The sequence below is a fragment of the Agromyces sp. NPDC058064 genome (assembly GCF_042885275.1).
Taxonomy (GTDB): Bacteria; Actinomycetota; Actinomycetes; order Actinomycetales; family Microbacteriaceae; genus Agromyces.
The window spans coordinates 283,122-303,201 of record NZ_JBHVSE010000003.1; the positions used below are offsets into that span (position 1 = coordinate 283,122).

17 protein-coding genes are annotated in these 20,080 nt (G+C 69.0%); 8 read left to right on the forward strand and 9 right to left on the reverse strand.

Annotated elements, in window-relative coordinates:
- Positions 1-2: 2 nt before the first annotated feature.
- Positions 3-341 (reverse strand): PadR family transcriptional regulator, encoded by a 339-nt coding sequence (locus ACFVSL_RS13055; protein ID WP_386941406.1) that lies wholly within the window; start codon positions 339-341, stop codon positions 3-5.
- Positions 342-598: 257 nt separating this feature from the next.
- Here ACFVSL_RS13055 and ACFVSL_RS13060 point away from each other — a divergent pair, with 257 nt between their 5' ends.
- Positions 599-1,039: an iron chaperone gene (locus tag ACFVSL_RS13060; RefSeq protein ID WP_386941407.1), complete on the forward strand. Its 441-nt coding sequence runs from the start codon at positions 599-601 to the stop codon at positions 1,037-1,039.
- 160 nt (positions 1,040-1,199) lie between these two features.
- Complete coding sequence (gene dinB / locus ACFVSL_RS13065) at positions 1,200-2,396, forward strand: DNA polymerase IV (protein ID WP_386941408.1); 1,197 nt, start codon at positions 1,200-1,202, stop codon at positions 2,394-2,396.
- A 40-nt stretch (positions 2,397-2,436) separates the two neighbouring features.
- On the opposite strand, the gene dnaB is transcribed toward dinB, so the two are convergent.
- From dnaB to ACFVSL_RS13095, 6 genes are all read right to left on the reverse strand, one after another.
- Positions 2,437-3,810, reverse strand: a complete 1,374-nt coding sequence (dnaB, locus tag ACFVSL_RS13070) for a replicative DNA helicase (RefSeq protein ID WP_386941539.1) — start codon at positions 3,808-3,810, stop codon at positions 2,437-2,439.
- Positions 3,811-4,369: 559 nt separating this feature from the next.
- A complete protein-coding gene (gene rplI, locus ACFVSL_RS13075) occupies positions 4,370-4,822 on the reverse strand; it encodes a 50S ribosomal protein L9 (RefSeq protein ID WP_386941409.1) in 453 nt (150 codons plus the stop codon).
- A gap of 11 nt (positions 4,823-4,833) precedes the next feature.
- Positions 4,834-5,094 (reverse strand): 30S ribosomal protein S18, encoded by a 261-nt coding sequence (rpsR, locus tag ACFVSL_RS13080; RefSeq protein WP_022889097.1) that lies wholly within the window; start codon positions 5,092-5,094, stop codon positions 4,834-4,836.
- 45 nt (positions 5,095-5,139) lie between these two features.
- Entirely contained in the window at positions 5,140-5,652 is a 513-nt protein-coding gene (locus tag ACFVSL_RS13085; protein ID WP_386941410.1) for a single-stranded DNA-binding protein, read from the reverse strand.
- 5 nt (positions 5,653-5,657) lie between these two features.
- Positions 5,658-6,041, reverse strand: coding sequence for a 30S ribosomal protein S6 (gene rpsF, locus ACFVSL_RS13090; protein ID WP_376942722.1), 384 nt, complete (start codon positions 6,039-6,041; stop codon positions 5,658-5,660).
- A gap of 191 nt (positions 6,042-6,232) precedes the next feature.
- Positions 6,233-7,666, reverse strand: coding sequence for a CCA tRNA nucleotidyltransferase (locus ACFVSL_RS13095; RefSeq protein WP_386941411.1), 1,434 nt, complete (start codon positions 7,664-7,666; stop codon positions 6,233-6,235).
- Positions 7,667-7,752: 86 nt separating this feature from the next.
- Here ACFVSL_RS13095 and ACFVSL_RS13100 point away from each other — a divergent pair, with 86 nt between their 5' ends.
- The 6 genes from ACFVSL_RS13100 to ACFVSL_RS13125 all read left to right on the forward strand — a co-directional run bounded on the left by ACFVSL_RS13100 (position 7,753) and on the right by ACFVSL_RS13125 (position 15,862).
- Positions 7,753-10,185 carry a DUF6049 family protein gene (locus tag ACFVSL_RS13100; RefSeq protein WP_386941412.1) on the forward strand — a complete coding sequence of 811 codons (2,433 nt, stop codon included), beginning with the start codon at positions 7,753-7,755 and terminating at the stop codon, positions 10,183-10,185.
- The gene (gene murJ, locus ACFVSL_RS13105; protein WP_386941413.1) at positions 10,178-11,803 is read left to right on the forward strand and encodes a murein biosynthesis integral membrane protein MurJ; all 1,626 of its coding nucleotides are present in this window, start codon (positions 10,178-10,180) and stop codon (positions 11,801-11,803) included. The genes ACFVSL_RS13100 and murJ overlap by 8 nt, the downstream gene beginning before the upstream one ends.
- Before the next feature lie 180 nt (positions 11,804-11,983).
- Positions 11,984-12,958 carry a thioredoxin-disulfide reductase gene (gene trxB, locus ACFVSL_RS13110; protein WP_386941414.1) on the forward strand — a complete coding sequence of 325 codons (975 nt, stop codon included), beginning with the start codon at positions 11,984-11,986 and terminating at the stop codon, positions 12,956-12,958.
- Positions 12,959-13,048: 90 nt separating this feature from the next.
- Entirely contained in the window at positions 13,049-13,372 is a 324-nt protein-coding gene (trxA, locus tag ACFVSL_RS13115) for a thioredoxin (protein ID WP_157423773.1), read from the forward strand.
- A 143-nt stretch (positions 13,373-13,515) separates the two neighbouring features.
- Positions 13,516-14,838, forward strand: a complete 1,323-nt coding sequence (locus tag ACFVSL_RS13120; protein WP_386941415.1) for a PLP-dependent aminotransferase family protein — start codon at positions 13,516-13,518, stop codon at positions 14,836-14,838.
- A 46-nt stretch (positions 14,839-14,884) separates the two neighbouring features.
- Positions 14,885-15,862, forward strand: a complete 978-nt coding sequence (locus ACFVSL_RS13125) for an ATP-grasp domain-containing protein (protein ID WP_386941416.1) — start codon at positions 14,885-14,887, stop codon at positions 15,860-15,862.
- Positions 15,863-15,972: 110 nt separating this feature from the next.
- Here ACFVSL_RS13125 and ACFVSL_RS13130 read toward each other — a convergent pair whose 3' ends face one another.
- A complete protein-coding gene (locus ACFVSL_RS13130; protein ID WP_386941417.1) occupies positions 15,973-16,959 on the reverse strand; it encodes a ParB/RepB/Spo0J family partition protein in 987 nt (328 codons plus the stop codon).
- Positions 16,959-17,918 carry a ParA family protein gene (locus ACFVSL_RS13135; protein ID WP_386941540.1) on the reverse strand — a complete coding sequence of 320 codons (960 nt, stop codon included), beginning with the start codon at positions 17,916-17,918 and terminating at the stop codon, positions 16,959-16,961. Before ACFVSL_RS13135 ends, ACFVSL_RS13130 begins: the two co-directional genes overlap by 1 nt.
- Positions 17,919-20,080: the final 2,162 nt, after the last annotated feature.

Sequence of the window (20,080 nt, forward strand, 5' to 3'; positions counted from 1 at the left end):
GATCAGTTCTCCAATTCGTCGGTGTGGCGGAGCTGTTCGATACGTTCTGCGAGGAAGCTCCACGTCCTCCAGAACTCTGCGAGTTCGCCTCGGCCCTGCTCGTTGAGCGTGAAGACCTTGCGCGGCGGGCCCTTCTCGGAAGGCACCTTCTCGACGTCGACGAGACCGCGCTGCTCGACCCGCACCAGGAGGGCGTAGATCGTGCCCTCGGCGATGTCGGTGAACCCGCGCTCTCGCAGCCGCGCCGTGATGTCGTAGCCGTAGGCCGGCTGCTCGGCGAGGATCGCGAGGACGATGCCCTCGAGCGTGCCCTTGAGCATCTCGGTCATCTGCTTGCCCATGGAACGCTCCCTTCTGCTTGCTACTCTGTGTCGCTGGTAATCAGCGTTGCTGACTACCACTAGAAAGTAACACTGACTACCGGTACTTAGCAACACCGAATAGCAAGATTCTCGAAGTTCTTCCGCGCGACGTGTTCGGATGCCTCGGCGTGACGCGCCTCGCCGCAACGAGGCGATCAGGATTCGAGAAGCGCCCGCCGTCGAAGCTCCGTAGCGTGGGGTTCACACCGCACGACACACGCGAGAAGGAGCAGATCATGGCCACCAAGACCGACGGACTCTCGACCGAGGAACGCGCCGCCGTCAAGCAGCGCGCCGCTGAACTGCGGGCGCAGGCGAAGGCCGGCAAGAACCGCGAAGCCGGCGAGAAGGCGATCCGCGAGGCCATCGCCGAGATGCCCGACGACGACCGGGAGCTCGCCGAGGGGATCGACCTCATCGTCAAGGAGGTCGCGCCCCACCTCATGCCGAAGACCTGGTACGGGTTCCCGGCCTACACCGACGCCGACGGCAAGGTGGTCGTCTTCTTCAAGGCCGCGTCGAAGTTCACCACGCGGTACGCGACGCTCGGGTTCGAGGAGGCCGCGAACCTCGACGACGGCGACCTCTGGGCCACGTCGTTCGCACTCCTGAAGTGGACCCCCGAGGTCGAGGCGCGCATCGCCGAGGTCATTCGGAAGGCCGGCACGGACCGCTGATCGCCTCGACGGGCCGGCCCGCGCAGGGCGGCGGCGCACGATGTCGGCGGCCCATGCGACGATCCTCCCGTTGATCGAGGCCGCGATCGGGGCGCGATCGCGGCCCGGCTCCCAGTGATCGGTCGACGTCCGAACGGCGGGTCGAGCGACGGGAGACGCCATGCGAGGCGAGGCGACCGTGCTGCACGCCGACCTCGACGCGTTCTACGCCTCGGTCGAACAGCGCGACGCGCCGGCCCTGCGCGGCCGCCCCGTCATCGTCGGCGGTGGCGTCGTACTGGCCGCGAGCTACGAGGCGAAGGCGCGGGGGGTCCGCACCGCGATGGGCGGGCGGCAGGCGCGCGAGCTCTGCCCCGACGCCATCGTGGTGCCGCCCCGCATGGACGCGTACTCGGCGGCGAGCAAGGAGGTCTTCGCGATCTTCCGCGAGACGACCCCGCTCGTCGAGGGCATCTCCATCGACGAGGCCTTCCTCGAGGTCGGCGGACTGCGCCGGCTCTCGGGGACGCCCGAGGAGATCGCCGTGCGGCTCCGGGCTCGCGTCCGCGCCGAGGCGGGGCTCGCGATCTCCGTCGGCGTCGCGCGCACCAAGTTCCTCGCGAAGGTCGCGAGCGCCGTGAGCAAGCCCGACGGGCTGCTCATCGTCGAGCCCGAGCGCGAGCAGGAGTTCCTGCTGCCCCTCCCGGTCGAACGCCTCTGGGGAGTGGGGGCCGTCACGGCCGAGAAGCTCCACCGGCTCGGCATCCGAACCGTCGGCGAACTCGCCGAGCTCGAGGCCGCGACGGCCGAGCGGCTGCTGGGTCGCGCGGCCGGCGCGCACCTCCATGCACTCGCCCGCCTGCGCGACCCCCGACCCGTCGACACGACCCGGCGTCGCGGATCCATCGGGTCGCAGCGAGCGCTCGGCTCGCATCCGCGGTCGCCCGAGGAGCTCGACCTCATCCTCACGCAGATCATCGATCGGCTCGCGCGCCGGTTGCGCGACCGCGACCGCGCCTGCCGGTCCGTCGTCCTCCGCCTCCGCTTCGCCGACTTCACGAGGGCGACGCGCTCGCGCAGCCTGCGCACGCCGACCGACCGCACCTCGGTGCTGCTGGGCCTCGCCCGCGGTCTCCTCGACGCCGCGCAGCCGCAGATCGACGCCCGCGGCATCACCCTGATCGGCGTGTCCTTCTCGCAGCTGTCCCGCGTCGACGAGATGCCCCCTGAACTCCCGATCGACTGGAGCGACGGGCACCGCCTCGACACCGTGCTCGACAGCGTGCGCGACCGCTTCGGTGCGACCTCGGTCTCCCGTGCCGCCCAGCTCGGCCGCAACCCCGGCATCGAGGCGCCGCTGCTGCCCGAACACGAGTAGCGCGCTCCGAACGCCGACACGGGACGCTCGAGCGGCCGAGCTACATCGGCGCCATGTCGGCGAACTTGGAGAAGTGGCCCTGGAAGGCGACCGTGATCGTGCGGGTCGGGCCGTTACGGTGCTTCGCCACGATGAGGTCGGCCTCGCCGGCACGGGGGCTGTCGCGCTCGTAGGCGGCCTCGCGGTGCAGCAGGATCACCATGTCGGCGTCCTGCTCGATCGAGCCCGATTCGCGGAGGTCGCTGATCGCGGGCATCTTGTCGGCACGCTGCTCGGGGCCACGGTTCAGCTGCGAGAGGGCGATGACCGGCACCTGGAGCTCTTTCGCGAGCAGCTTCAGCGCACGCGAGAACTCCGAGACCTCCTGCTGGCGGCTCTCGACGCGCTTGCCGCTCGTCATGAGCTGGAGGTAGTCGATGACCACCATCTTCAGCCCGACCTTCTGCTTGAGGCGACGGCACTTCGCGCGGATCTCGACCAGGGTCATGTTGGGGGAGTCGTCGATGTAGAGGGGCGAGTCGTTGATGCGGCCGCGCGTCGAGGCGATCGTCGTCCAGTCGCGGGAGTCGACGGTGCCCTTGCGCATGTTCTGCAGCGGCACGTTCGACTCGGCCGAGAGGAGGCGCATGGCGATCTCGCTCTTGCCCATCTCGAGCGAGAAGAAGACCGAGGGCAGGCCGTTCGTGATCGAGGCCGCGCGGGCGAAGTCGAGCGCGAGCGTCGACTTGCCCATGGCCGGTCGGGCGGCGACGATGATCATCTGCCCGGGGTGGAACCCGTTGGTCAGGTCGTCGAGGTCGGCGAAGCCGGTCGGCACGCCGGTGAACTTGCCGTCGGTGTGCTTGGCCGCCTCGATCTCGTCGATGGCGACGGTGACGGCCTCGGAGAGGGGCACGTAGTCTTCGGTCTCGACCGAGCCGGTGACCGAGTAGATCTCGGCCTGGGCGTTGTTGACGAGGTCGACGACCTCGCCCTCGCCGGCGTAGCCCATCTGCACGATGCGCGTGCCGGCCTCGACGAGGCGCCGAAGCAGTGCGCGCTCGGCGACGATCGAGGCGTAGAAGCCGGCGTTCGCCGCGGTCGGCACGAGGCTCGTGAGCGTGTGCAGGTACTCGACGCCGCCCGCGCGCTGCAGGTCGCCGGTCTTCGTCAGCTCGTCGGTGACGGCGATGACGTCGGTCGGCTCGCCGTGCGAGTAGAGCGTGAGCACGGCGTTGAAGATGACCTCGTGCTTCGGCACGTAGAAGTCGATGCCCCGGATCGTCTCGATGACGTCGGCCACGGCGTCCTTGGAGAGCATCATGCCGCCGAGCGCGCTCTGCTCGGCGAGGAGGTCGTGCGGCGGAACGCGTTCGCCTCGTCGGGCCTCTGCGTCGTCGACCGGTTCGGCGAGCCCGATGTGCGCGATCGACAACTCCATGACCTCCGTATTCGAGCTCGTGCGGGCGAGCGACCCGCGCCCGCACTCCAGTGTCAGCGGAGCCACCGACACCGGCTCATCGACGCGAGGAGATCCACTGTTCGTGGGACGCTGCTTCACGATATGAGCGGGTCGTCCACAGCACAAGCCGGCCTGTGGATAACTCTGGGGAGAATCTGGGCGAAACGCCGTTCAACATGTGTATTCCACCTGTGGAGAACTGTGGAAATCATGTGAATTACACGAGTTGAATTCAGTGTTGATCAGGGCAAAAAACTTTGCACACCTGTGGGGAAAAACTTCTTCAGGAACATTCCCCACCCAGTTCTCCACCTGTGTACAACAGTCACAGGGAACCCCAATGTGGACTTGCGCGCCGCCCTCGCGCGGGTGTAGGTGCAGCGACCGGTTCCGGGCGCGCGAGACACCCGTCCGGGGGACCCTCCCACCGGCTCCGACGCGCCCGGGCAGCACACCGAGGACTGTCCCGGCACGACGAAGCGGCGGCCGGGAGCCGAAGCTCCCGACCGCCGCTCTGCGATCTCTCGGGCGATTACTTCGCCGCGACCACCTGAAGGATGATCGTCGCGGTGAGCTCGTCGTGCAGACGAACCGTCGCCTCGTGGTCGCCGACCGACTTGATCGGCGTGGGGATCTGGATCTTGCGCTTGTCGATCGAGCCGAGGCCCGCGGCCTCGACCGCGTTCGCGACATCCGCCGTCTTGACCGAGCCGAAGAGGCGGCCGCCGAGGCCGGCCTTGACGGCCAGCTTGACCTTGCCGGCCTCGAGCTTGGCCTTGAGGGCCTGCGCGTCTTCCAGCGAGTGCAGGGCACGAGCCGCGCGAGCGGCCTTGATCTGCTCGACCTGCTTCTCGCCACCGCGGGTCCACGGGGTCGCGAAGCCCTGGGGAACCAGGTAGTTGCGCGCGTAGCCGTTCTTGACCTCGACGACGTCGCCGGCCGTGCCGAGGCCGGTGACCTCGTGCGTGAGAATAACCTTTGCCATTGTCGTGCTCCTTAGCGGCCGGAGCCCGAGTAGGGCAGGAGCGCCATCTCGCGCGCGTTCTTCACGGCGCGGGCGATGAGGCGCTGCTCCTGCACGGAGACACCGGTGATGCGACGGGCGCGGATCTTTCCACGCTCCGAGATGAACTTGCGAAGGGTCGCAACGTCCTTGTAGTCGATGATGCCGACCTTGATCGACTTCGCCGGGGCGGCGTTCTTCGCGCCCTTCCCGCGGCTCGGCTTGCGGCGATCGCCGCTGCTCTTTCCAGCCATTGGTTTTCCTGTCTTGAGGATGCGGGCCTCAGGGCCCGCCGAATATTAGAAGGGGGTCTCGTCGCCGTAGCCGGTGCCGGGGGTGTTCCAGACGTCCCCGCCGCCCTGCTGCTGGGCTGCCGGAGCGCTGGGCGCCCACGCGTCGTCGGACTGGCCGCCCCCGAAGGAGCCGCCGCCGACCGCACCGCGGTTGGACTGCGCACGAGTGACGGTGGCGGTGGCGTACCGGAGCGAGGGACCGATCTCGTCGATCTCGAGCTCCATGGTGGTGCGCTTCTCGCCTTCCTTCGTCTCGTAGGAACGCTGCTTGAGACGCCCGGAAGCGATGACCCGGGAACCCTTGGTGAGTGAACCGGCGACGTGCTCGGCGAATTCACGCCAGCAGCTCGCGCGCAGGAACAGCGCTTCACCGTCCTTCCACTCGTTCGCCTGACGGTCGAACGTACGAGGAGTGGAGGCGATGGTGAAGTTGGCAACCGCCAGGCCGTTCTGCGTGTAACGCAGCTCGGGATCTGCAGTGAGGTTGCCCACCACGGTGATGATGGTCTCGCCGGCCATGGGGACTAGGCGTCCTTCTTGGCGGGGGCCTTGGCGGCGGCGGCGGCCTTCTTGGCGGCCTTCGCCTCCTGAGCCTTCGCGTGAGCGGCGACCTGGGCGATCGCCTCTTCTGCGCGGAGCACCTTCGTGCGCATGACGGCCTCGCTGAGGTTCAGCTGGCGGTCGAGCTCGTTGGTGGTCGCGGACTCGGCGGTGAAGTCGACGACGGCGTAGATGCCCTCGCTCTTCTTGTTGATCTCGTAAGCCAGGCGACGACGTCCCCAGATGTCGACCTTGTCGACGGTGCCGCCATCGTTACGGATGACGTTGAGGAACTTGTCAAGGCTGGGAGCAACGGTGCGCTCGTCGATCTCGGGATCGAGGATGACCATCAGCTCGTACTGGTGCATGACTAACCCACCTCCTTCGGACTCAGCGGCTACAGGATCTCTGCAGCAGGAGGGTTGTGCATACGTCGCACCGAGGAGGCCTCGCAATCGAGGCGCACGGGCAACCTGTCAATGGTAACGGATGCCTCGCGCTCACGCCATTCGACAGCGAGGATGCCTCGAACTCCGCGGGAGGACGGCGGAGCCGTCGCTCAGCCGCGGGCGGCCCACCAGGCGCGCAGGCGCTCCGCCGCGGCATCCTCGCCGATGGGACCCTCGTCGAGCCGCACCTCGAGGAGGTACTTGTAGGCCTCGCCGACCACGGGGCCGGGCCTGATGTCGAGCAGCCTCATGATCTGCTGGCCGTCGAGCTCGGGCCGCACCGCGGCGAGCTCCTCCTCCTCGGCGAGCACCGCGATGCGCTCCTCGAGGTCGTCGTACGCGAAGGAGAGCTGGTCGGCCTTGCGGCGATTGCGGGTCGTGACGTCGGCGCGCGACAGGATGTGCAGCCGCTCGAGCTGCTCCGCGTCGCCCGCGTCGCGCACGTAGCGGCGCACCGCCGAGTCGGTCCAGGCGCCGTCCGTGTAGCCGAAGAACCGCAGGTGCAGCTCGATGAGGCGCGAGACCGCGGCGACGGTGTCGTTGTCGAACCGCAGTGCCCGCAGGCGCTTGCGGGCGAGCTTCGCCCCGACGACGTCGTGGTGGTAGAAGCTGACGGCACCGCCCGCTTCGAAGCGTCGGGTGGCCGGCTTGCCGATGTCGTGCAGCAGCGCGGCGAGCCGCAGCACGAGGTCGGGCGAGTCGAGGCGAGCGCGTTCGCGCTCGTAGTCGATCGCCTGGTCGAGCACGGTGAGGCTGTGCTCGTAGACGTCCTTGTGGCGGTGGTGCTCGTCGCGTTCGAGGCGGAGCGCCGGCAGCTCGGGCAGCACCCGCGCGGCGAGCCCCGAGTCGACGAGGAGGCCGAGCCCCGCTCGCGGGGCATCGGTGAGCAGCAGCTTCGCGAGCTCGTCGCGCACGCGTTCGGCCGAGATGCGCTCGATCTCGGGGGCGAGGTCGCTCATCGCCCGCGCGGTGCCGTCTTCGACCTCGAAGCCGAGCTGCGAGGCGAATCGCGCGGCGCGGAGCATGCGCAGCGGGTCGTCGCCGAAGGACTGCTCGGGCGCCGACGGCGTGCGCAGCACCTTCGCGACCAGGTCTTCGACGCCGCCCGACGGGTCGACCAGCTCGAGCTTCGGCAGCCGCAGGGCGAGGGCGTTCACGGTGAAGTCGCGGCGGGTGAGGTCGGCCTCGAGCGAGTCGCCGAACACCACCTCGGGCTTGCGGGAGTCGCCGTCGTACGCGTCGGCGCGGTAGGTGGTGATCTCGACCGTCTCGCCGGCGACCTTGGCGCCGATCGTGCCGAAGGCACGGCCGATGTCCCAGTGGGCCTCGGCGATCGGCTTCACGATCGCGAGGATCTCGTCGGGCGTGGCATCCGTCGTGAAGTCGAGGTCGTTCACGGCCCGGCCGAGGAAGGCATCGCGGACGGGACCGCCGACGAGTGCCAGCTCGTGGCCCGCGCGGTCGAACGCGTCGGCGAGCCTCGCGACGGTCGGCGAAGCCGCCGCCTCGGCCAGGCGGTCGAGGGCTGCCGCGACACTCTGCATGCCTCCCATGTTAAGCGGGCGGGGTGAGCGGCACCGGGGGAACGCATCGAGCGGATGCCCGGCTCGGTCACCGTAGAATCGCCTGCATGGCAGCCGACCCGACTCCTGCGCGCGCGCGCGGCGATCGGCTTCCCTCGACGGCGTCGGCCGATCCGGCGGATGCCTCGGGGCGGTCCGGGCCCTCGGCCGACGCCCCGCACGAACGAGGGGGCGCACCCGACGGGCGACGCCGCGGCGTCGTGCTCGGCATCGCCGCCGCGGCGGTGTGCGCGGTGGTCGCAGCCCCGCTCGGGGCGCTCGCCGTCGCAGGCGGACCCGACGACGTTCGGCGCTCGGTGCCCGCCCCCGTGCAGGCCGTCGCCGAAGAGGCCGAGGGCGTGGCGCTGCACATCGCCCCGGTGAGCGCGACGACCATCGCGGCCGGGCAGCCCCTGACCGTCCAGGTCGAGGTCGAGAACGCCACCGCGGAGGCGCTCGCCGCCGGCACCCTGCGCCTCACCCGCGCCGACGACGCCATCGACGACTCGGACGAGCTCGACGCCTGGCTCGCGAGCACCGGCACGACCGACGCCGAGGCCGCGCCCGACACCGTGACCCTCGGTGAAGCCGAGACCCGCCCGGTCTCCGCCGGCTCGAACGCCGTCGTCTCGTTCACCGTTCCCGCCGCGGCGATCGCCGCGGCCGGCAGCGCGCCCGTGCTCGGCCTCGGCGCCGAACTCGTCGTCGACGACGTGCTCGTGGCCTCGGGTACCGACGCCTTCGCCACCTCCGCCGCGCCGGCGACGAGCGCCAGCTCGGTCGCCGTCGTCTACCCGCTGACCGTCCCCGCGGGTTCCGCGGGGCTCTTCGACGCCGAGACGCTCCAGGAGTGGACCTCGCCCCTCGGCCTCCTCGACCGTCAGCTCGACGCGGTCGCCGGCCGCGCCGTGGCGATCGGCGTCGACCCGCGCATCATCGCCTCGATCCGCGTGCTCGGCAGCTCGGCGCCGACTTCGGCCGTCGAGTGGCTGAATCGCCTGGGCAGCGCCGGCAATGAGATATTCCCGCTCGCGTATGCAGATGCGGATGTCGCGCTGCAGGCGCAGCTCGGGCTGACCGAGCTGCTCGCACCGACCGGCTTCGGCGATGCGCTCGACCCGGCCGACTTCCCCGAGCAGCCCGCCACCGACGACGGGGGCGGCGGCGGCGAGGTCGACGAGACCGAGGCGCCGGCCGACGACGCGGTGACGCCGCCGCCCGGCGAGACCGACCCCGCTAAGCCCGAACCGACCCCGCCCGCCCCCGGTGAGGTGCCCAGCACCGAGATGCTGCTCGACTGGCCGTATACCCGCACCGACATCGCCTGGCCCGCCGACGACACCGTCGCCACGGGCGACCTCGCAGTGCTCGACGCCGCGGGCCTCACGACCGCGATCCTCTCCTCCGGCAATGTGACGGTGCCGGGCGACCAGGTCGGCGCCGCCGCCTCGATCGACGGGTCGACCGCCGTTGTCGCCGACGCCCGTCTCACCGCACCGCTGCGCGAGGCGTCCCTCGCCGACTCCGACACCGAGTGGCGATCGGCGACCGGTCGGCTGCTCGCCGAGCTCGCGCTCGATTCGGGCGACTCGGCCTCGGCCCTGCTGGCGACGTTCGGCCGTGACGCCGGCGAGCACTCGGATCGCGTGGCCGCGACGCTCGACGAGCTTGCGGCGTCGACGTCGACGCAGTCCGCCGGCCTGGCCGAGGCGATCGGCGCCCCGCCGACCGCTCGCGCGCTCGTCGACCTCCCCGAGGACGACGGTCGAGTCGACTCCGCCCGTCGGATGCTCGATGCCGAGGCCTCGGTCGCGGAGTTCTCCACCGTGCTCGACGAGCCCGCACTGCTGAACGACCCGGTCCGGCGCGACCTCCTCGCGATGCTCGACGTCGGCTGGCTCGGCGACCGTGCCGCGTGGGACACCGCGGTGACCGAATGGCTCGCCGCCCGACGCGCGACGACCGAGGCCGTCTCGGTCGTGCCCTCGTCGAGCGTCAACATCTTCGCGCGCGAGACGCCGCTGCCCGTCACGGTGCTGAACGCGCTGCCGTACCCCGTGACCGTGATCGTCTCGGCCGACCCCTCGAACGGTCGACTGGTGGTCGACGAGAGCGTCACCGCGTCCATCCCCGCCGAGTCGCGCAGCTCGGTGCAGGTGCCGATCACGGCGGGAGTCGGTCGCGGCGAGGTCACGATCGCGATCTCCCTCACGTCGCCGACCGGGGTCCCCGTCGGACGCACCGTCTACATCAGCGGCAACGTCCAGGCCGACTGGGAGGGCCTGGGCGCCGGCATCCTCGCCACTGCGGTCGTGCTGTTCTTCGGGTTCGGCATCTGGCGCAACATCCGCCGCCGCCGCAAGCAGCGGACGGCGGAGGCCGCAGAGGCATCCGCTTCGACCGGGGCGGCGGACGTGACCGACGACGAACCCGTGCAGGATTCTGCGACCGAACCCGAACCCCAGGCCGATCCCGACCCCGAGGACCCCAAGAGTGACTGACGACCGCATCGGCCGCGCCAGCCTGTTCCTCGCCTCCGGCACGATCGTCTCGCGCGTGCTCGGCTTCGTGAAGGCCGCAGTGCTCGTGAGCGCCATCGGCTTGACGAGCTCGCCGAGCGCCGACGCGTTCGCGGTCGCCAACCAGTTGCCGAACACGGTCTACGTCGTCGTCGCCGGCGGCGTGCTGAGCGCCGTGCTGGTGCCGCAGATCGTGCGGGCGGGCCTGCACGAGGACGGCGGGCGCGCGTACATCAACCGCCTGCTCACGCTCGCGCTCGTGGTGCTCGCGGGCATCACCGTGCTGGCGACCCTCGCCGCCCCGCTCCTCACCCTGCTCTACGGCCTCAAGCTCGACGAGTCGACGCGCGACCTCGCGACCCTGTTCGCGTTCTGGTGCCTGCCGCAGATCTTCTTCTACGGCCTCTACACCCTGCTCGGCGAGGTGCTCAACGCACGTCGCAGCTTCGGCCCCTTCACCTGGGTGCCGGTGATCAACAACGTGGTCGCGATCGCCGGTCTGGTCGTCTTCATGGCCATCTGGGGCAGCGACCCCGACGGCCACCGAGCACCCGAGGCGTGGGATCCGGCGATGATCGCGGTGCTCGCCGGCTCGGCCACGTTGGGCATCGCCATTCAGGCGGTCGTGCTGTTCTGGTTCTGGCGTCGCATCGGCCTCTCCTATCGCCCCGACTTCCGCTGGCGCGGCGTCGGCCTCGGCGACGCCGGCCGGATGGCGACGTGGACCTTCGGCATGCTGCTGCTCACGACCTTCGCGGGCCTCGTCGAGACCAACGTCGCCGGCGGCGCCTCGGGTCAAGGCGCCTCGGTCGCGGCGCTCGGCAATGCCTGGCTGCTGTTCATGCTGCCCCACTCGGTGATCACCGTCTCGATCGCGACCGCGTACTTCACCCGCATGAGCGAGCACGCCTCGCACGGCGACCTCGACCGGGTGCGCGCCGACCTGTCGAGTGCGGCCCGCGGCGTCGGCCTCATCATCGTGCTCGCCGCGATCGTGCTCGTGATGTGCAGCTATCCGTTCGCGACGGCGTTCGCGAGCACCGCCTCGTTCGAGACGCACGTCGAGTTCGGCAACGTCGTGATGGCGTACATGCTGGGCCTGCTGCCCTTCAGCCTGCTCTTCATCGTGCAACGCACGTTCTACGCGCTCGGCGACACGAAGACCCCGTTCTTCTTCACGCTCTTCCAGGTGGTCCTGTTCAGCGCCGGCGCGCTGCTCCTGCTGAACGTCCTGCCCGAGTTCATCGCCATCGGCATCGCCCTGCTCACTTCGATCGCCTGCACCGCCCAGGTCGTGCTCGCGTCGGTCCTGCTTCGCCGTCGACTCGGCGGCCTCGACGGCTGGCGCGTGGCATCGAGCTTCGTCCGGTACGCCATCGGGGCGGTCCCCGCCGTCATCGTCGGCTTCGTCGCCCTCGTGCTGCTCGGGGGCATCACCCCCGACGGCTTCGCGATGTCCGGCCTCATCCCGTCCCTCGTCTCGATGACGATCATCGGCGTGTTGATGTCGGCCGTCTACTTCGGCGTGCTGTGGCTGATCCACACCCCCGAGCTGCGCGGTTTCGCAGAGCCCGTGCTGCGCCGCCTGCGTCGCCGCTGAGCCCGATCCACCACAGGGCGCGGCCATCGACGACCGGCCGAGCACGAGGCATCCGTCACACGCCCGCGGCCGCGAGGCGGCTGGAATACCGGCCGCCTAGACTGTGTTGACCATGGCGTGACCTCCGGACTCCGGAGGCCGCACCACATGCAGCACCGCTGAGAGCATCAAGGAGCATCGTTGCGCGACATCATCATCATCGGTTCGGGCCCGGCCGGCTTCACCGCCGCGATCTACGCCGCCCGCGCGCAGCTCAACCCCCTGCTCATCGCGAGCTCGGTCGAGATCGGCGGCGAGCTCATGAACACCACCGAGGTCGAGAACTACCCGGGCTTCCCCGAGGGCATCATGGGCCCCGACCTCATGACGAACTTCCAGCAGCAGGCCGAGCGCTTCGGCACCGAGGTCGTCTACGACGACGTCGTCGAGCTCGAGCTCGACGGCCCGGTGAAGCGCGTCAAGCTCGGCAACGGCGACATCCACGAAGCCGCCGCCGTCATCTACGCGACCGGATCGGCGTACCGCAAGCTCGGTCTGCCCGAAGAAGAGGTGCTGTCGGGGCACGGCCTCTCGTGGTGCGCGACCTGCGACGGCTTCTTCTTCCGCCAGAAGACGATCGCGGTCGTCGGCGGCGGAGACTCGGCGATGGAGGAGGCGACCTTCCTCACGCGCTTCGCCGACAAGGTCTACGTGATCCACCGCCGCGACACGCTCAAGGCATCGAAGATCATGCAGCAGCGCGCCTTCGACAACGAGAAGATCGAGTTCATCTGGAACGCCGAGATCGCGGCGATCCACGGCACCGAGGCGGTCACGGGCGTGACCCTCCGCGACACGGTGAACGGCGAGGAGCGCGGGCTCGATCTCGACGGCCTGTTCGTCGCGATCGGCAACGACCCCCGCACCCACCTCGTGCACGGCAAGCTCGACCTGACCGCCGAGGGCACCATCGCGGTCGAGGGGCGCAGCTCGCGCACGAGCGTCGACGGCGTGTTCGCCGCGGGCGACGTCATCGACCCGAACTACCGGCAGGCGATCACCGCCGCCGGCTCCGGTGCAGCTGCGGCGCTCGACGCCGAGCACTACCTCGCCGCGCTCGGCAACGAGAACGCCGCAGAGGCCGTCCTCGAGAGCGAGTTCGCCGTCGTCAAGTGAGACGGCAGGGGCTCCGACGCACGCGATCCTTCGATCGACCGAGCCTCCCGTTTCGTCAGTTTCAACTGAACTTCATCTAAGGAGAACGCAATGTCCGCACGTGCAGTGACCGAGGCCACCTTCGAGCAGGAGGTCCTCAAGAACGACAAGCCCGTCATCGTCGACTTCTGGGCCGAGTGGTGCGGCCCGTGTCGCGCCGTGAGCCCGATCCTCGACCAGATCGCGACCGAGCACGCCGACAAGATCGACATCGTCAAGCTCAACGTCGACGAGCACCCGAACCTCGCGATGAAGTACCAGATCACCGCGATCCCCGCGTTCAAGGTGTTCAAGGGCGGCGAAGTCGTGCAGAGCTTCGTGGGCGCCAAGCCCAAGCCGGCCCTCGAGGCCGACCTCGCCGCCTACATCGCGTAGTCGGCGGTCGATTCGTACGAAGACCCGTCCGGCGAAAGCCGGGCGGGTCTTTCGCATACCCACGACGGATGCCACGTGTCATCCGTCATTTCGCCGGTTCACCGGCAACTAGCATGGAAATCCCGAGCAGAACGGAACTCGCAGTGACCTCTGACGGCGTCCCCCAGCGGACCGGCAACAATCTCGACCCCTGGTACGCGAACTACGCCGAGCGAGCCGCCGGCCTGGCCGCCTCCGAGGTTCGAGCCCTGTTCGCCGTCGCGTCGCGCCCCGAGGTGGTCTCGCTCGCCGGCGGCATGCCGTTCGTCTCGGCGCTCCCGCAGGATCTGATCGTCTCCTCGATGGACAAGGTCATGCGCGAACAGGGCCCGACTGCACTGCAATACGGCTCTGGTCAGGGAATTCCCGCGCTTCGCGAGCAGATCCTCGACGTCATGGCGATCGAGGGCATCCGTGGCAACGTCGACGATGTCGTGACCGCCACCGGATCGCAGCAGGCGCTCGACCTCGTTGCCAAGCTCTTCCTCGACCCGGGCGATGTCGTACTCGCCGAGGCGCCGTCGTACGTCGGAGCCATGGGTGTGTTTCGCTCGTACCAGGCGAACGTGGTGCACGTCGCCATGGATGAGCACGGCCTGATTCCCGAGGCGCTCCGCCAGACGATCGCGCACCTGCGCGGGCAGGGCCGGCGCATCAAGTTCCTCTACACGATTCCGAATTTCCACAACCCGGCCGGCGTGACGCTCTCGGCCGAGCGCCGCCCCGAGATCCTCGAGATCTGCCGCAGCAACGAGATCCTCGTACTGGAAGACAACCCGTACGGCCTGCTGCACTTCGACGATCCCGCCCCGAACGCGTTGCGCTCACTCGACGCCGAGGGCGTCATCTACCTGGGTTCGTTCTCGAAGACCCTCGCACCGGGATTCCGCGTCGGATGGGCGCTTGCGCCGCACGCCATCCGCGAGAAGCTCATCCTCGCTGCCGAGTCCGCGATCCTCTCGCCCTCCTCGTTCAGCCAGCTCGTCGTCTCCGAGTACCTCGCGACCGCCGATTGGCGCGCACAGATCGACACCTTCCGCGGCGTCTACCGCGAACGCAAGGACGCGATGATCGAAGCGCTGGGGGAGTACCTGCCGCAGCTCTCGTGGACGAATCCCAACGGCGGCTTCTACGTCTGGGTCACCATGCCCGACATGCTCGACTCGAAGCAGATGCTGCCGCGCGCGGTGAAGGAGCTCGTGGCGTATACGCCGGGCACCGCCTTCTTCGCCGACGGCCGCGGCCGCCACGCGATGCGCTTGTCGTTCTGCTACCCGACGCCCGAGGCGATCCGGCTCGGCATCCGCCGACTCGCGACCGTCGTCAACGGCGAGCTCGACCTGCTCGACACCTTCGCCGGAACCGGCACGCTGCAGCTGCCGCCGACCGCCGGGTACGAGTCCGCGCCGCCGTCCGACCTCAAGTGAACCTCGACCATCGAACCACCCCTCGCTGAGCGGAGAATCCCTGATCATGAGCGAATCCAACGGATTGCACGTCGTCGTTCTCGCGGGTGGCATCTCGCATGAGCGGGATGTCTCGCTGCGCTCCGGCCGTCGCGTCGCCGACGCCCTGACCGCGGCCGGCCACCGCGTGACGCTGCGCGATCCCGATGCCGGACTCCTCCCGTTCCTGGCGAGCGAACGACCCGACGTCGTGTTCCCCGCCCTGCACGGGTCGAGCGGTGAGGACGGTTCGCTGCTCGATCTTCTCGCCGCGCTCGGCGTCGCGTCGGTCGGCTCATCGGGGCAGGCCGCTCGTCGCGCCTGGTCGAAGCCCGTCGCGAGTTCGCTGCTCGCCGAGGCGGGGGTCGCGGTGCCCGAGTCGATCGTGCTGTCGCACGAGGCGTTCCGCGAACTCGGTGCCTCGAGCGTGCTGCGCGTCGTGCGTGAGAAGCTCGACGGCGAGCTCGTCGTGAAGCCCGCTTCGGGCGGATCGGCACAGGGCGTCACCATCGTCGAGACGACCGATGAGCTTCCGCGGGCGATGGTCGAGGCGTTCACCTACGCCGATGTCGCGGTCGTCGAGCGACGCATCGTCGGCACCGAGATCGCCGTCACGGTCATCGACACCGGCGATGGCCCGACGACCCTGCCCGCGGTCGAGATCGAGCCGACGACCGGCATCTACGGATTCCAGGCCCGCTACAACGCGGGGGAGACGACGTTCTATGCGCCGTCGCGCCTCGGCGAGGCCGAGCTCGCCGCGGTGAACGACGCCGCGATCCTCGCGCACCGCATGCTCGGCCTGCGCGACCTGTCGAGAGTCGACTTCATCGTGGATGCCTCGGGCACCCCCTGGTTCCTCGAGGCCAACGTGCTGCCCGGTCTCACCGAGACCTCGCTCGTGCCGCTCGCGATCGAGGCATCCGGATCGGACGCCGCGTCCATCTACGGCGAACTCGTTCGTGCCGCACACGCTCGGACGGTCTCGGAATCGTCCGCGGCCTGAACTGAGATGCGAGAACGGGGGTGGCTTCGGCCACCCCCGTTCTCGTACTTCCTGACTCCCGAAACTGACGATTTCAGTTCGTCAGGAGCGATCCTGCGACGGATTCCGGATCAGACGCCGTCGAGCTCCTCGCCGAGTTCACTCAGGATCCGACGCAAGTCCTGAACCGTCGCGAAATCAATGCTGATCTGGCCTTTTCGTGCGCCGAGCGCGATCTTCACGCGGGTGTTGAGGCGATCCCCGAGTCGCGTCGCCAGATCGTCGAGGAAGTCCTGCCGCTTGCCGGCCGACGGCTTGAGGCGCGACGCCTTCGGCTCCTTCGTCGCGATCGACTCGGCTGCGCGCACCGAGAGCTCCTCGTTCACGATCTTGTCGGCGAAGCGCTGCATCTCATCGGTGTCGCCGACCGAGAGGATCGCACGAGCGTGGCCTGCGGTCAGCACGCCCGCGGCGACGCGCAGCTGCACCGGCTCAGGCAGCTTGAGGAGGCGGAGCGTGTTCGAGATCTGCGGGCGCGACCGACCGATGCGGCTCGCGAGTTCCTCCTGGGTGATGCCGAAATCGGAGAGGAGCTGCTGGTAGGCCGAGGCCTCTTCGAGCGGGTTGAGCTGCGATCGGTGGAGGTTCTCGAGGAGGGCATCGCGCAGCATGTCCTCGTTCGCGGTGTCCTTGACGACGGCCGGAATCGTGTCGAGGCCGGCGGCCTTCGTCGCACGAAGCCGACGCTCACCCATGACGAGCTCGTACTTGCCCGCCTGGTCGGGGTGCGGGCGAACGACGATCGGCTGGAGGACTCCGAACTCGCGCACGCTGTGAACCAGCTCGGCCAGGTCTTCGGGGTCGAAGACGCTGCGCGGCTGGACGGCGTTGGGCACGATGTCGTTCGGGTCGAGGCGCGCGAGACGCGCACCGGGAACCGCGACGAGGCCCTCGGTCTCAGCCGCCTGCTCGACGACCGCGACCGCCACGGGGGAGGGGGAGGCCGAATCGGAGTCGGGGAAGAAGACGTCGACCGGCCGACTCGCGCGCGCCGCGTCGTCGCCGCTCGGGATCAGTGCGCCGATGCCACGGCCCAGTCCGGTTCGCTTGCTTGCCATCAGTTCGACTCCTCGGGGGTTGCCGCGCCACGACGGGCGATCTCTGCGGCGGCTTCTCGGTAGGAAAGGGATCCGGTCGACGCGAAGTCGTAGCTGATCACGCTCTGCCCGTAGCTGGGGGCTTCGGAGACCCGCACCGATCGCGGAATGATCGTCTGCAGCGTCTGCACGGGGAAGTGATCGCGCACCTCCTGCGCGACCTGCTGGGCGAGGTTGGTACGGGAGTCGTACATCGTCAGCAGGATCGTGGAGAGACGGAGTTCGGGGTTCAGGTGCTTCTCGATCAGCTCGATGTTGCTGAGCAGCTGCGAGAGTCCCTCGAGCGCGTAGTACTCGCACTGGATCGGGATCAGCACCTCGCGCGCCGCGACGAATGCGTTGATCGTCAGCAGGCCCAGCGACGGCGGGCAATCGATGAAGACGTAGTCGTACGCTCGCTCCATCGTGGCCAGGTGCGTGTCGAGTGCGCGACGGAGGCGCTGCTCCCGGGCGACGAGCGAGACGAGCTCGATCTCGGCGCCGGCCAGGTGAATGGTCGCCGGGACGCAGTCGAGGTGTTCATGTTCGGTGGATGGGCGAATGACCTCGGCGAGCGGAAGGTCGGCGACGAGTACCTCGTAGACGCTCTTCTGCTCGGAGCGATGGTCGACGCCGAGTGCCGTGGAGGCGTTGCCCTGGGGGTCGAGGTCGATGACGAGCACCTTCGCGCCGGAACGTGCGAGCGCCGCAGCCAGGTTGACGGCGGTCGTGGTCTTGCCGACGCCGCCCTTCTGGTTCGAAATGGTGAGTACGCGTGTCGCGGGCGGCAGCGGCAGCACCGATTCCTCGAGCGCGATGCGCCGACGGGTCTCGTCGGCAAGTTCGTAAGCCAGGGGAGTTCCTCCGTGATCGATCGATGTTTCACGTGAAACATCGGGGGCGGTGATCGGCTTGGCCGGCGCGGGAGCCGCCGATTCCATGGGGATCTGGTCCGGCGAAGCCGGAGAATTTTTTGAGATCTCGCCTCCCTGCGCAGGCAGGTCGGCTTCAGGCATCGGCGGTGGGAACTCCTCGTGCGATGCGGACGGTTCCACCTGGGACGACTGGAGCGACACCGTGGCAGGCTCTGCCGCCTCGGACACGAGAGGCGTTTCGGTGACGGTCTCGATCGCGGTCTCATCGTCGAGGACACTCGCGCGATCTGAGATCGGAGCGCCGGCGATAGGGGCCGCTCCGGACTCGACCTCGACCGACGCAGGCGGTGCTTCCACACTGATCGGGGCCGTCTGCAGCGCTGATGCCGTGTCGACGGCAGCATCACCGACGATCTCCCGAATAAGGTCTTCGAGCAGTCGATCCGCCCCGTGCGCGTGATCGACCCCGTGCGGCGTCGACGCACCGCCGTCTGCCGGATCATCCGAAAGTGCCGCCGCGGTCGCCGCGTCCCAGTCGATACCGGCGGAGGGGACCGGTCGAGGTGGCTCTTGCACGGCGGGGGAGAGCGCAGGTGCTTCGGGGCGGACGGGCGGGTCGTCACTCTGCATCGCAGGCGTATCAGGCGAGCTCACCGGCGGTGGCTGCTCAGCCGTGACGACCTCTGCCTCATCGGTTCGGCCGACGGTGCTGCTCGATTCGGCGACCGTCTCGACCTGCTGGGGGCGTTTGCGATGAAACCATCCACGTCCCCCGCCAGGTGTCATGCCCTCTGCTCCAAACCGATGATGCGCCGTAGCCCCGTTTCGTGGGCTCGACCCGAGAGACAAGCCTAACGGCCCCGACTGCCTTCAGTGGGCTGAAAGCACCGCTTCGTGGAGCGAAGTTCGCGAGATCGCGTCGCGTGGGAGGCGTTGGACAGAACACCCTCTGCTTCTCGTCGATGACGCGATCGCGAACGATGTTTCACGTGAAACATCGCGTGCCCACAGATGGCCCCGGCGATCTGGGCCAGGGTTCTCCGTGGCCGCAGTCGGCGATTCGACGGCCCCGTGGGCGCCTCGACGGATGGCGTCATGGTTGATCGACGCTGCCGCGCCTCGACCATCCGACGCTCGTACCCCCACAGCGTCCGCCTCCGTGTCGGCGCGTCGAGCGAGCGGCGTACCAGCCGTCCTGACAATGACCGTTCGACGGGAGCGGTGCGAACCTCTCATCCCGAAGCGCCTCTAGTCGGATCGTGAGGACGGAGAACTCCGGTGTTCGGCAGCCAGGCACTCGCCACGCGATCATCTCGCGCCACACGGCTTTGGGTCTGGCCGTGGATACCCGGTCGGGCGGGGATGCAGCGAGCACAGTCTTCCCTGACGATGCCGGCCTCACGTCCCACCGACGACTTCGGAGCCGATCCCTTCCACTGCGGGCGATGAGGATCGGCTCACAGTCCACGGCCCCCGATGCTCGTGGCGTCAGTCCGAGTGATCCTCGCGCGTCAGTGCAGACGCCGGATGGATGCCCCAGGTCGGGCGGTCCGAAGGGCTGGCGGCATCGTGTCCTTCGCCCGACCGATGTGCAGTCCTCGTCTTGCTTGGCGAACAGACTCGCCTCGTGCTTGGTGAACAGACTCGCACGGGTAGGTGCGGATGCGACCACTCAGCGCGCAAACGATCGACGGGCGCCGCCCACGAAGATCGACGAGTGCCTCCATGCGTATCAACAGTGGGGAGGGGAGCGAACGCCGAAACAGAGCCTGCCGCGGGACTCAGAGCTGAGCCGACCGCGGGACTCAGAGCGGAACCGGAAGTGCTCCGGAGCGAGATCGAGCGTGGGTCCGCCGGCAACGCCAGTGGGAGCCGTCGCGACGTGGGCCCGGGAGCCAAGCGCAGTCAGCGTGCCACGAGCGAGAGCGAAGACCCGAACGGCAACGCGGACCCGCGGGGAAGCCGGGGCGGGGCATGAAATGGCATTCAAGTCGGAACGGGAGCGTGGAGTAGCCGAAGCCCGAAAGGGGAGTGGAGCGAGCCGGAACCGGAGCGCGAGCGAGGAACCGGCCGCGGGAGCGTTCGGGGGAGACAACTACAGCAGGGTCCAGCCAGTAGGAGCGGGCGGGGTGCGAGTCAGGTTCACCCCGAATCAGCATTGAGGCCTGAGACGTCGTCTCTCCGAGCCTCGACCAGAGGTGGATGCGGATGAGTCCAGCCCGCACCCG

Bases quoted from the DNA above. Each gene is read 5' to 3' on its own strand.
- ACFVSL_RS13100 (WP_386941412.1), top strand. From the start codon at position 7,753: ATGGCAGCCGACCCGACTCCTGCGCGCGCGCGCGGCGATCGGCTTCCC.
- ACFVSL_RS13135 (WP_386941540.1), bottom strand. From the start codon at position 17,918: ATGGAATCGGCGGCTCCCGCGCCGGCCAAGCCGATCACCGCCCCCGAT.
- rplI (WP_386941409.1), bottom strand. From the start codon at position 4,822: ATGGCAAAGGTTATTCTCACGCACGAGGTCACCGGCCTCGGCACGGCC.
- ACFVSL_RS13055 (WP_386941406.1), bottom strand. From the start codon at position 341: ATGGGCAAGCAGATGACCGAGATGCTCAAGGGCACGCTCGAGGGCATC.
- ACFVSL_RS13085 (WP_386941410.1), bottom strand. From the start codon at position 5,652: ATGGCCGGCGAGACCATCATCACCGTGGTGGGCAACCTCACTGCAGAT.
- ACFVSL_RS13125 (WP_386941416.1), top strand. From the start codon at position 14,885: ATGAGCGAATCCAACGGATTGCACGTCGTCGTTCTCGCGGGTGGCATC.
- ACFVSL_RS13095 (WP_386941411.1), bottom strand. From the start codon at position 7,666: ATGCAGAGTGTCGCGGCAGCCCTCGACCGCCTGGCCGAGGCGGCGGCT.
- dinB (WP_386941408.1), top strand. From the start codon at position 1,200: ATGCGAGGCGAGGCGACCGTGCTGCACGCCGACCTCGACGCGTTCTAC.
- trxA (WP_157423773.1), top strand. From the start codon at position 13,049: ATGTCCGCACGTGCAGTGACCGAGGCCACCTTCGAGCAGGAGGTCCTC.
- rpsF (WP_376942722.1), bottom strand. From the start codon at position 6,041: ATGCACCAGTACGAGCTGATGGTCATCCTCGATCCCGAGATCGACGAG.
- ACFVSL_RS13060 (WP_386941407.1), top strand. From the start codon at position 599: ATGGCCACCAAGACCGACGGACTCTCGACCGAGGAACGCGCCGCCGTC.
- ACFVSL_RS13130 (WP_386941417.1), bottom strand. From the start codon at position 16,959: ATGGCAAGCAAGCGAACCGGACTGGGCCGTGGCATCGGCGCACTGATC.
- rpsR (WP_022889097.1), bottom strand. From the start codon at position 5,094: ATGGCTGGAAAGAGCAGCGGCGATCGCCGCAAGCCGAGCCGCGGGAAG.